The sequence below is a fragment of the Sulfuricurvum sp. RIFOXYD12_FULL_44_77 genome, from assembly GCF_001830725.1.
Classification (GTDB): Bacteria; Campylobacterota; Campylobacteria; order Campylobacterales; family Sulfurimonadaceae; genus Sulfuricurvum; species Sulfuricurvum kujiense_A.
The window spans coordinates 1-10,792 of sequence record NZ_MIBU01000223.1; the positions used below are offsets into that span (position 1 = coordinate 1).

General features: G+C 45.5%; 14 protein-coding genes. 6 read left to right on the plus strand and 8 right to left on the minus strand.

Going from position 1 to position 10,792, the window contains the following annotated elements; genetic code table 11:
• A partial coding sequence (gene trpA / locus A2517_RS07960; RefSeq protein ID WP_294895844.1) for a tryptophan synthase subunit alpha occupies nt 1-405 on the minus strand: 405 nt, incomplete at its 3' end.
• Nucleotides 402-806 carry an Hpt domain-containing protein gene (locus tag A2517_RS07965; protein WP_294895846.1) on the minus strand — a complete coding sequence of 135 codons (405 nt, stop codon included), beginning with the start codon at nt 804-806 and terminating at the stop codon, nt 402-404. The genes trpA and A2517_RS07965, both read right to left, overlap by 4 nt.
• Before the next feature lie 133 nt (nt 807-939).
• Between A2517_RS07965 and panB the strand changes: the two genes are divergently transcribed.
• From panB to A2517_RS07995, 6 genes are all read left to right on the plus strand, one after another.
• Nucleotides 940-1,728, plus strand: coding sequence for a 3-methyl-2-oxobutanoate hydroxymethyltransferase (gene panB / locus A2517_RS07970; protein WP_294895848.1), 789 nt, complete (start codon nt 940-942; stop codon nt 1,726-1,728).
• A gap of 11 nt (nt 1,729-1,739) precedes the next feature.
• A complete protein-coding gene (gene ruvB, locus A2517_RS07975) occupies nt 1,740-2,747 on the plus strand; it encodes a Holliday junction branch migration DNA helicase RuvB (protein WP_294895861.1) in 1,008 nt (335 codons plus the stop codon).
• A 9-nt stretch (nt 2,748-2,756) separates the two neighbouring features.
• Nucleotides 2,757-3,794, plus strand: a complete 1,038-nt coding sequence (locus A2517_RS07980) for an AI-2E family transporter (RefSeq protein WP_294895863.1) — start codon at nt 2,757-2,759, stop codon at nt 3,792-3,794.
• 82 nt (nt 3,795-3,876) lie between these two features.
• A complete protein-coding gene (locus A2517_RS07985; protein ID WP_294895865.1) occupies nt 3,877-4,311 on the plus strand; it encodes a hypothetical protein in 435 nt (144 codons plus the stop codon).
• A 6-nt stretch (nt 4,312-4,317) separates the two neighbouring features.
• Complete coding sequence (locus A2517_RS07990) at nt 4,318-4,980, plus strand: response regulator transcription factor (RefSeq protein ID WP_294895867.1); 663 nt, start codon at nt 4,318-4,320, stop codon at nt 4,978-4,980.
• Entirely contained in the window at nt 4,977-6,185 is a 1,209-nt protein-coding gene (locus tag A2517_RS07995; RefSeq protein WP_294895869.1) for an ArsS family sensor histidine kinase, read from the plus strand. The genes A2517_RS07990 and A2517_RS07995 overlap by 4 nt, the downstream gene beginning before the upstream one ends.
• A 121-nt stretch (nt 6,186-6,306) precedes the next feature.
• Here the strand turns inward: A2517_RS07995 and A2517_RS08000 are convergent, their stop codons facing one another.
• From A2517_RS08000 to hemN, 6 genes are all read right to left on the minus strand, one after another.
• Complete coding sequence (locus tag A2517_RS08000; protein ID WP_294895871.1) at nt 6,307-6,741, minus strand: hypothetical protein; 435 nt, start codon at nt 6,739-6,741, stop codon at nt 6,307-6,309.
• Nucleotides 6,741-7,562: a prolipoprotein diacylglyceryl transferase gene (gene lgt / locus A2517_RS08005; RefSeq protein WP_294895873.1), complete on the minus strand. Its 822-nt coding sequence runs from the start codon at nt 7,560-7,562 to the stop codon at nt 6,741-6,743. Before lgt ends, A2517_RS08000 begins: the two co-directional genes overlap by 1 nt.
• Complete coding sequence (locus A2517_RS08010) at nt 7,562-7,897, minus strand: DsrE family protein (RefSeq protein ID WP_294895875.1); 336 nt, start codon at nt 7,895-7,897, stop codon at nt 7,562-7,564. The genes lgt and A2517_RS08010 overlap by 1 nt, the downstream gene beginning before the upstream one ends.
• Nucleotides 7,890-8,387: a HugZ family protein gene (locus A2517_RS08015; RefSeq protein ID WP_294895877.1), complete on the minus strand. Its 498-nt coding sequence runs from the start codon at nt 8,385-8,387 to the stop codon at nt 7,890-7,892. Before A2517_RS08015 ends, A2517_RS08010 begins: the two co-directional genes overlap by 8 nt.
• Nucleotides 8,384-9,661, minus strand: a complete 1,278-nt coding sequence (locus A2517_RS08020) for a (Fe-S)-binding protein (protein WP_294895879.1) — start codon at nt 9,659-9,661, stop codon at nt 8,384-8,386. The genes A2517_RS08015 and A2517_RS08020 overlap by 4 nt, the downstream gene beginning before the upstream one ends.
• A gap of 4 nt (nt 9,662-9,665) precedes the next feature.
• On the minus strand, nt 9,666-10,792 hold a 1,127-nt coding region (hemN, locus tag A2517_RS08025), incomplete at its 5' end, for an oxygen-independent coproporphyrinogen III oxidase (RefSeq protein WP_294895882.1).

Sequence of the window (10,792 nt, forward strand, 5' to 3'; positions counted from 1 at the left end):
GAAAGTGATATTGGCCAAGCCTCTGCTCTCAAAAAGGTTATGATAATTTTTCGCCTCTTCATACGGAACATCGGGGATAATCAAACCGTTTACCCCTAGCGTTTGGGCACGCTCTAGAAGTTTTTCCATACCGTATTGGTAAAACGGGTTGAAATATCCCATCCACAACGTATCGATTTTAGGGGCAATAGCTTCAGAAATATCAAGAATATCGGCAAAACGGAATCCCGCTTCGAGTGCACGCTGATTTGCCGCTTCGATAACGGGGCCATCGGCAACAGGATCGGAGAAAGGGACTCCGAGTTCTAAGGTATCGACACCGTTTTCACCCAGTGCCAATGCCAAATCAACGGTAAAATTTTTATCAGGGTATCCTGCGGTAATGTACGCTACGAGTTGCTTCACGCTCTCTCCATATCGGGTAAAATTAAAAGGGAAAAATGTATTTTGGACAGTTCGTTATCCATTTTCAAATCTTCTTGCCACTGCATAAACATATCGGCAACACTGATCAGCCATGTAATCGTCTCATCATTGACTATTGTATCACGTGAACGTAATTGTTCAAGCGCATCTTCCGAAAACGTTGCTAAGCGAACCATAGGTTCAATCTGCAGATAACCGGAAGCAGATTTAATATTGTGAAAAATTCTAAAGAGCTCTTCAATACTGCGATGGAACCGTTCAGGATTACCTAAATCAACGATTAGCGATTCCATGATCTCTGTCATCATTGCGTAATGGTCTAAAAATTCGTCTATGATTTCAAAGTCGAAATTAGCTTCTAGAACGCTTCGTATGCCCATAATGATGTTCTCCTGTGGTAGTAAATTATAGCCATCTTTTGTTTAATATCCCCTCTTAATTGCCATAGAATAGCTACCCAAAACAAATTTTGGGTAAACTATCTACTTTAAATAACTATGGGATACATATAGTATGAAAAAACTCACTATCGGTTCGATTCAAAAACGAAAAGATGCACTTCCTCTGGTCATGATAACGGCGTATGACGCCCTTTTCGCCCGCCTTTTTAGTGAAAGCGCCGACATACTCCTCGTCGGAGACAGTCTCAATATGAGTTTTGGCGGCAATAGCGATACCCTGAGTGCGACGATGGATCAAATGATCTATCATACCAATGCCGTCTGCAAAGGTGCTCCTGAAACTTTTATTATCACCGATATGCCCTTCGGGTCCTACACCGACGAAGCCACCGCCCTCACCAACGCCATCCGCGTTTACCGCGAGACCTCTGCCGATGCGATCAAAATCGAAGGGGGAGCCGAGAAGGCCCACCTCGTCAAACATCTGAGCGATAACGGATTCGCCGTATGCGGACATATCGGACTTCTCCCCCAAGCCGTTCGTGCCGAGGGGGGATATAAAGTCAAAGGGAAAAATGAGCATGAAGCCCTCTCTCTCATCGCCGATGCACAAGCCATCCAGCAAGCGGGTGCTTTTATCATCGTTATCGAAGGGGTCAAAGCCGACGTAGCAACCCGTGTTGCACAAAGTGTCTCGATCCCCGTTATCGGAATCGGAGCCGGAAACGGAGTGGATGGTCAGGTGCTGGTATTCTCCGATATGCTGGGTCTGTATGAACCGTTCGTCCCTAAATTCGTCAAACAATATATGGACGGTGCGAGCGGAGTCAAAAAAGCAGTTGCCGCTTACGCTTCGGAAGTACAAGAGCGCTCTTTTCCCGATGAAAATTATGTTTACTAGGGCTGTCTAACGTGGAACGTATTGTAGAGATTGAAAAGTTTAATGCCGAAGAGTCGAGTGAAACGTCACTTCGTCCCAGTGCATGGGATGATTATATCGGTCAAGATCAGATCAAAAAAAATCTGGGCGTCTTTATAGAGGCAAGCAATAAGCGCTCCGAAGCGCTTGATCATGTCCTCTTCTACGGCCCTCCGGGTTTGGGAAAAACGACCCTCGCCCTCATCATCGCCAACGAAATGGGGAGCAATATCAAAGTAACCGCCGCCCCGATGATCGAAAAAAGCGGTGATCTTGCCGCAATCCTCACCAACCTTGAAGAGGGGGATATCCTCTTTATCGATGAGATTCACCGACTCTCTCCTGCAGTCGAAGAGATCCTCTACCCCTCTATGGAAGATTTTCGTCTCGATATCATCATAGGTTCAGGTCCTGCGGCACAGACGGTAAAAATCGACCTTCCCCGATTTACTCTCATCGGTGCAACCACCCGCGCGGGAATGCTCTCCAATCCTCTGCGCGATCGTTTCGGGATGAATTTTCGGATGCAGTTTTATTCCCCTGATGAGCTGTGCAGTATCATCTCCCAAGCCGCAACGAAACTCGGTAAAAGTATCGATAAAGAGGCTGCCAAAGAGATCGCCAAACGCTCTCGCGGAACGCCCCGAATCGCACTGCGTCTGCTGAAGCGGGTTCGTGACTTTGCCGACGTTGCCAATGAAAATACCATTTTACACGAGCGTTCCCGCTACGCACTCGATCAGCTGGGAATCAATGCCAACGGGTTTGACGAGATGGATATCCGCCTCCTAAAATTCCTGATGGAGGCCAAAGGGAGAGCTATGGGGCTAAGTACGATTGCCGCCGCCCTCAGTGAAGATGAGGGGACGATCGAAGATGTCTTAGAGCCATACCTTCTCGCCAACGGATATTTGGAACGTACCGCTCGCGGACGGGTTGCAACGGCAAAAACGTATGAACTGCTCAAATTCGGAATCCCGCAAAGCGGCTTGTTTGAATAAGGAAAAACAGTGAAAAAAGAGTATTTTACCCCTCTCTTACTCATCATGGTCTCGTATGGCATCTATGTTTTGTATGCACCGTTTTGGATGAGCATTATCGTCGCGTCACTCTTGGCAATTTCAACCCACCATATTCAAATGGGTTTTCTCCACCTCACGGGGAGCCGCTTTTGGGCTTCAACATTATCGACCCTTTTGTTGGGAATCCTCTTTTTCGCCCCGCTGGGATACTTTTTGTTTCATATCTCCGTAATGATGCAAAACCTCGATCCCGCTATCATGAGTACCATGGAGAGTAAGTTCAGACTTTGGTTGGAGCATCTCCCTCCGTCCCTCTCACGTCTCGAAGCAAAAATCGAAGCCTCTTTGATCAAATTTGACACTACCGCATTTTCTCAAAATATTATCGCTTATGCTTCAGAGATCGGAAGCTTTGCGATGTCATTTCTCTCAGGAACACTGTTTATTCTGATCTTCTATTTTATCGCCCACTATTATGGACGGGACATTTTCGAATTTTTCAAACGCTCTGCCCACTTTCCGCAACAAGAGAGTACCCTTATTATGTTTGAGATGCGCTCCTCGATGAGTGTCGTATTTTATTCGATTCTCGCCACTGCCGTATTTGAAGGGGCATTATTTGGCATTGCGGTGGGGTATATGGGGTACAACGGTTTGCTCTTTGGAATCATGTACGGATTTGCTTCGCTTATCCCTGTAGTAGGGGGGGTGATTATGTGGCTCCCTTTTGCCCTCTTTGAGCTTTCTCTCGGGCATACCCACAATGCTCTCTTCATCACTCTCTATACCATCATTATTATTTCTGTCATAGCCGATACCTTCGTCAAGCCGGTTATTATCAAAATTATCAATCAGCGTCTCATCAAGCCCCAAGAGAAGATCAATGAACTCATTATCTTCTTTGCGATTATCGCAGGGTTGGCAACTTTCGGGTTTTGGGGTATGATTATAGGGCCGGCTATCACAGTGCTCTTTTTAACACTGATGAAAATTACCGAAGCTCAAAGTGAAGAGATATCTCATTAATCTTGTTAACACTAGATTGTTACAAGATTGACAAGCTTCTTCTATACTGTCAGAGTATAAATAAAACGAGATGGAGAAACCAATGAAAAAGATTCTAAGTATCGCACTGATACTCGGTGCAACTGCGTTAATGGCGTGTCCGATGCAAGGTGGAATGCAAGGTGGAATGTGCGGCAAAGGCAGCATGGGCGGAATGATGCAAAAATGCGAATGCGACACTAAAAAACTTCCTCCGATGATGGAAAACCTCGGTCTTAGCGATAAACAAAAAGATCAAATTACCAAAATCCGTGAGGAGGGGAAAGCATTCCATAACAAACAGCGCGAAAAAATGATGGGAGTCCTTACTCCCGAACAACGCGGTAAATTCGAAGGGATGAAAATGATGATGGGACAAGGGAACTGTCCCATGAACTCTGATATGAAACCAGCGCAAATGCCTCATGATATGAAACAAATGCAAATGCCTCAAGGAGGTATGAGTGGCATGGGTTGCAAAAACTGCGATCAAAAGTAAATATGTATGATTAAAATCCTCCTGATTGAAGATGATCTCGAAATCTCCGATCTTCTCACCCAATATCTTGGGCGTTATCAGATGGAGGTGATTGCTTACGCTCATCCCAAAGCGGCACTCGCCTCTTTGGGAATAGAGTCCTACGATCTTGTGTTACTCGATCTAACTCTTCCCGATATGGATGGTTTGGATGTCTGTAAAGCGCTCCGAGAGCGCAGTGACATCCCAATCATCATCTCCTCGGCTCGGAGTGATTTGGGAGACAAAGTTATCGCCTTAGAGTTAGGTGCCGACGACTACCTCCCCAAGCCCTATGAGCCGCGTGAACTTGTTGCGAGGATACAGAGTCTACTCCGCCGTATCAACGGCAAAACGATCCAAGCGAGCAGTGAGACATTTCGTGTGGATGAGACCGGTATTTATAAAGAGGGGGAGCTTCTTCCCCTGACTCGCGCCGAATTTGAGCTCCTCTCCCTCCTCATCAAACACCATAAACAAATCATCTCCCGTGATTTTATCGCCAATAATGTCGAATCGATCGGCTGGGAGAGTTCAGAACGGAGTATTGATGTCCTCATCAGCCGCATACGCCAAAAAATCGAACCTAATCCCAAACACCCTACCCTCATCCGCTCGATTCGCGGTATGGGATACCAATTTACCCTATGATCAGCCGTCGTCACTCTGTTTTTTTTAAACTGCATGCTTTCTTTTTTCTGGCGCTCATCGTCCTGATTTTGCTTTTTATCTCCGCATTGGCTGAGCAGGAGAGGCAAAAATTTCATCTTCTGACCCATCGTTCCATGGAACTCTCACGAATTATCGACGAGACCAAGGCTCAAACGTGTATGGAAAAAAATCAAGAGCTCTCAGAGGCGGGATTCAAAGTCATAGAAACAAAAACCCCTCAATGTGAAGCGATCATCCTCCCCCCTCCGATGCAGTCCAAACTCCGTTCCCGAAATGTCAAAGTGACTATTTATAAAGATGACAGCGGATTCATCTATGAACTCTCCGAAGGGCACTGTACGATGCTTTATCGTGATATGGCGGAGGGTAAAACCTACTATTTTGTCTGGTTTTTATTCTTTGCCCTTTTAGGTGGTCTTGTCAATATGTATCTTCTGTTATGGAGTAACCTAAAGCCACTCAAATACTTGTATGAACAGATACAGCGATATGGAGAAGGTAAGGAAATTTTAAATACGGCCAATAATGGAAAAGATGAAATTGCCCTGATCTCGAATGCACTCTATGATGCCTTGGAGAAACAGAACAAACTCAAAAAATCGCGTGAGCTTTTCTTGCGCAATATTATGCATGAGCTCAAAACACCCATTACCAAAGGGAAATTGATCGTAGAACTCGAAGAACCGAGTCCAAACCGTACCTTGCTAGCCAAACTCTTTTCACGACTCGAACATCTGATTCATCAAATGGCCGACATTGAAAAAATGCACGCCTATTCCCTTGTAAAACAACCGCATAATCTCGATTTGATGATTCAAAATGCCCTCGATAATCTCATGATTGAACCCGAAAGCGTCCATGTAAGCGGATGTGACCAAAATATTACGGTCGATGAGGCACTCTTTACCAGTGCTTTGCAAAATCTTATCGACAATGCGGTGCGCCATGCCTCTGCACTCCCGATAGAGATAGCGTGTGAGCATGATCATATCTGTATCCGCAACAGCGGTGAACCGCTCAAGCGTCCGGTTGAGGAAGCGTTGCAGGCATTTGTTACTGAGCGGGGGGATGGAGGATTAGGATTGGGGCTTTACATCGCCCAATCGGTTATAGATTTGCACCGATTTAATCTTAAATATCGGTATGAAGAAGGGATACACCATTTTTGTATCCGGTTTACCTAATTCGTCATACCAAACTTCCTAGAATATAAGACACCGTTCGCCCTGAGCCTGTCGAAGGGTGTTCAGTTCATGGTTCGACAAGCTCACCACGAACGAAAAAGTAGGTTATGTAAAAAGTCTATTAATCTTTAACAATAACTATAAGAGTACCATCAGTTCCTATCAGTTTATTGTTTGAATCAAAGAAAAATTTACATTCTACATGTCTATAAAGTCCAAAATTATATTGTGCTATGATTTTGTTATCTTTATATTCAACGCCATTGAGAGCATATTCAAAAATCAACTCTACAACCTTATCTCTGTCTAACCCTTTGACAAAATATTTTGAAACGATATCACTAATATCATAGCGAATATATAAAGCACCCTCATTTGCACCTTGTTGCTGAGATCGATAGTATAAAACTTCTTTTAAAAATTGTGATGCAGGTCCCTTCTTCGTTACAACTGATTCATGAATAGTTCTTCCAAAATCCTTTAAACTGCACCCCGAAAAAATCCCTGCAGTTAATCCTAAAATTACTAAAGCAATATAAATCAACCACTTTTTCATCAAACAACCTTTCTACGATTTCTTTTAAAATAAACCCACAAAATCGCTGAAACACCCGCCATCGCGAAACTAAGTGCCATCCCAAGTGTAAGCCACTGCCCTGCGAGATAGCCGATTTGGGCATCGGGTGCGCGGTAAAATTCTACAAGACCCCGTCCGATTCCATATAAGAATCCGTACAGTAAAATCAACTCACCCTCAAAAGCTTTACGATGACGATACGCATAGATGATGACAAAGACCACAATCCCCTCGACAAACGCTTCATAAAGCTGTGAGGGGTGACGGAGGGTATCATAGACATAGATTCCCCACGGCACATCGGTAGCACGTCCTACAAGCTCTTGATTGAGAAAATTCCCGATCCGACCGAATACATACGCCAAAGGAACCGAGACCGCCACCAAATCCATCAATCGACCAAAAGGTATTCCGTGGCGGCGATGATAGAGATACGAGCCGACCAAAAAGCCGAGTATCGCCCCGTGAAAGCTCATCCCCCGAATCCCGACAAACTGACCGTCGATAAACGGATTAAAAATCTGCCACGGATTGGTGAGGTAATACATCGTATGAGTATCGTAAAAAAGGATATACCCCAATCGCGCCCCCAAAATAACCCCGATCTCGGCATAAACAAAATAGTCATCCAACTGATCTTTGGTAATCGAAATGTTGTCTTTTTGAACGATCCATTTCGCGATGACGAGGGCACTTAGGAGGGCTAGAACATACATCAACCCGTACCAGTGGACAGGAATAGAGAAGATGCTGAAAGCTACAGGGTTAAAATGTTCGTAAATGTGTTGCCAAAATTCCATCAAAATGTCACCACTTTCCAATCACTTTTCAGTGCCTGCGTTAAAAACTCTCCCGTATGGATCGGTTCGATCCCCATCGCTCGAAGCTCTTCGGTTACTCCATAATCGTCACTGCATACAACACACACCGAGGCTTTTACACCCGAGTCGATCACCTGAGCAACCATTGCTTGTAACTCCGTGTTTTCAGCCAAAAGCTTCGCCGAAGGGCCCCATACCATCAGATGGGCTTCATCCCAATAGCCACGAGGCAAAATGACGCTTCCATAAAGCAATACAAGCTTTTTCGCCACTTCAATCTCACCGCTACTCCACACGATCAGGAGTTTATCCATTGCCATGACCCTTTTGATGTTGACCCATAATCTGCGCCATCACCTCTAAATTGTGATCCAAACGGTATGCTTTTCCAAATCCCATCACGACACTGCCGCTTTTAGGGGAGAGTTTAAAAAGGTGAAAATCCCCCATTTGGGTCAACGATGTAACCAGTTTAGAATCAAAATGGGCTTTAAACCGCTCGATTGCACGTCCGAAATATTCATCTTCCCGTCCCACTTCTCTGACAATAGCTTCCAATGTCACCCTCTTACGAGCAAAAGGCTGAACGCACTGCGACTCATCTTCGACAAAAAGCAAAGAGACAGTTTGGTTCACGAGAAGATTACGCCCATGCTGGGCAACGGTGCTGATAAGGATATAAAAATCATTGTCGATACGGACATAAGGGGCAGTGCTGGCATGGGGTTCATCCTCAGGGGTGAGAGATGCTAAGACAAGGGTCTGAAAGGTTTCTAAAAATGACTCCACCTCTATCGTGGTCATTTTCGTAATGCCTCAGCGATCAGTTCGATCGGATTTTTAAAGACGACATCCACATTGGCCTCATTCATTGAGTTATTGATCTGCATACGGCAGGCACTGCACTCGGCGGTAACGATTTGCGCACCCGTTTTGGCGATCATGGCCGCTTTAGGTTTTCCCGCCGCTTGGGCAAAATGGAAATTCTCCGTCTGCATCGTCACCCCTCCGAACCCGCAACAGGCGTTCGGATCGCTCATTTCGGTGATCGTGTAGTTTTGTCCGACCAATGCACGCGGCTCTTTATAAACTCCCTGCATTTTACGGGCATGGCATGGATCGTGATAGGTGACCGTTAAATCACTTCGCCCCTTGCTCGCCAACAGTGCTTTTAGCTCCGTTTTCTGTTCCAGCCACTCGGTCGCCATAAAGATTTTACCTTTGAGCGCTCTGGCACGCTCCAGCCATTCGGGCTGATCGTGGAAAAAGTGCTCGTAATCGATTTTAATCATCGCACTGCAGGTCGCTTCGGGGATGATAATCGCTTCGACCTCGTCGATAAAACTCTCAAAATAGACAATGTTCTTTTTGGCATTGTGATCAACTGTCGCGAAATCACCCGTAAAATAGGCCGGTGCTCCGCAGCAAAGCTGTTTTTTCGGGATAAAAGCATCGACATGGAGTGCTTCCAAAATCTCTAAAAGTCCCTTGCCGATTTCGGTGTAGTTGTAGTTTGCCAAACATCCGATAAAAATCGCTACGCGGCGTTTCCCCCCATTAGGGATATTTTCGGGATAACTGTTAAGAAACGACGTTTTTCCCATTGCAGGAAGAAGTCGGTCTTTTTTAATGATCGGAAGGTTAAATCGCGGCTGCATCGAGTTGATTGAGTCTTTGATCTTAAATCCGCACGTTTGAAACACGTATCCGAGTTTAAAAAGGATATCCATCGTTGTCCGATGACGGAGGAGATAGAAAAATGCCCGCTTAAACCACGCGATACCGAATTTATCGGCGAGATCGGCACGTACCTGCTCTATCACCATATCGGTAGGCAATGCTTTAGGACAGACATCGGTACAGTTGGTACAGAGAAAACAGCTCTCAAAAATCGCTTTCGCATTTTTGTCCAACTCCAACTGCCCACGCTCATACGCACCGAGGAGATCGATAAATCCGCGCGGTGAAGTTACCTCATCGGCATTGACATTATGAATCGTACAAACGGGGATACACTTCCCGCATTTGATACACGCATCGGAGGTTTCGGTAAAATGAAACAATTCGCGCTTTTCCATCCGATTACACCGTTTTACTAAAGGCTTTATCAGAACTCGCATGACGTTTCATATAGGCATCGAAAGGCATCGCGATATTACGGATCAACAAGGTTCCCGTTGTCGAGCACTCAATCGACTGAGAGGTCATAGTAAGCAATCCATCCGCTTCGAACGGTTTTAATGCTTCGATAGCATCTGCGAAATATTCTGCGAATTTCACGCCGAACAACCGCTCAAAACGGTCAATATCGAGTTTAAAATTGCTCATAAGTTCCATAATCACGTATTGACGGATACGGTCATCCTCATTCAATGCGACACCCCGTTCATGAGGCAATCTCCCCGCATCGATGGCCGCTTCATACCCTTCCATCTCTTTGAAATTTTGGGCGTAATAATCAGCTCCCTCTCCGATAGAGGTGAGACCTATCCCGATCAGATCGGCTCCCCCCTTGGTGGTATAGCCTTGGAAGTTACGGTGAAGCTCCCCTTTTTCAATCGCTTTAAAAAGCTCATCTTCACTCTTGGCAAAGTGATCCATCCCGATCATTTTATACCCGTTGGATTCCATATGATCGATGGTATAACGCATAATGGCGAGCTTTTCTGCCGGATGCGGCAATGTCGTCTCATCGATTTTTCGCATCGTCTTTTTCAGCCAAGGGACATGGGCATAGTTAAAGACGGCAAAACGATCCGGATTCAAAGAGAGGGAGAGATCGAGGGTCTTTTTAAATGTCTCCAGACTCTGATGCGGCAATCCGTAGATCAAATCGACGTTGACGCTCACCATATTGTATTTACGTGCCAGATCCATCGCCGCTTTGGTGATGTCATACGGCTGTACACGGTGCACTGCTACCTGAACTTTATCATCGAAATCCTGAATCCCGAAACTGACACGATTAAATCCAGCCTCGCTGAGAACTTTCATCTGCGCATCGTTGATATGGCGGGGATCGATCTCACAGCTGATCTCGGCACCCTGTGCAAAATTTTTGAAATGACTTTTAATCGCCGTGATAATACGGTGCAGTTGATCGGCATCGAAAAATGTCGGTGTCCCCCCGCCGAAATGGAGCTGGATAACCGAACGATTCACATCGATATGTTGAGAAAGGATCTCAAGCTCACGAATCAGATAATCGA

Coding starts and splice junctions, on each gene's coding strand:
- A2517_RS07990 (WP_294895867.1), top strand. CDS start 4,318: ATGATTAAAATCCTCCTGATTGAAGATGATCTCGAAATCTCCGATCTT.
- A2517_RS08015 (WP_294895877.1), bottom strand. CDS start 8,387: ATGACCACGATAGAGGTGGAGTCATTTTTAGAAACCTTTCAGACCCTT.
- A2517_RS08010 (WP_294895875.1), bottom strand. CDS start 7,897: ATGGATAAACTCCTGATCGTGTGGAGTAGCGGTGAGATTGAAGTGGCG.
- A2517_RS08020 (WP_294895879.1), bottom strand. CDS start 9,661: ATGGAAAAGCGCGAATTGTTTCATTTTACCGAAACCTCCGATGCGTGT.
- A2517_RS07985 (WP_294895865.1), top strand. CDS start 3,877: ATGAAAAAGATTCTAAGTATCGCACTGATACTCGGTGCAACTGCGTTA.
- panB (WP_294895848.1), top strand. CDS start 940: ATGAAAAAACTCACTATCGGTTCGATTCAAAAACGAAAAGATGCACTT.
- A2517_RS08000 (WP_294895871.1), bottom strand. CDS start 6,741: ATGAAAAAGTGGTTGATTTATATTGCTTTAGTAATTTTAGGATTAACT.
- A2517_RS07995 (WP_294895869.1), top strand. CDS start 4,977: ATGATCAGCCGTCGTCACTCTGTTTTTTTTAAACTGCATGCTTTCTTT.
- A2517_RS07965 (WP_294895846.1), bottom strand. CDS start 806: ATGGGCATACGAAGCGTTCTAGAAGCTAATTTCGACTTTGAAATCATA.
- lgt (WP_294895873.1), bottom strand. CDS start 7,562: ATGGAATTTTGGCAACACATTTACGAACATTTTAACCCTGTAGCTTTC.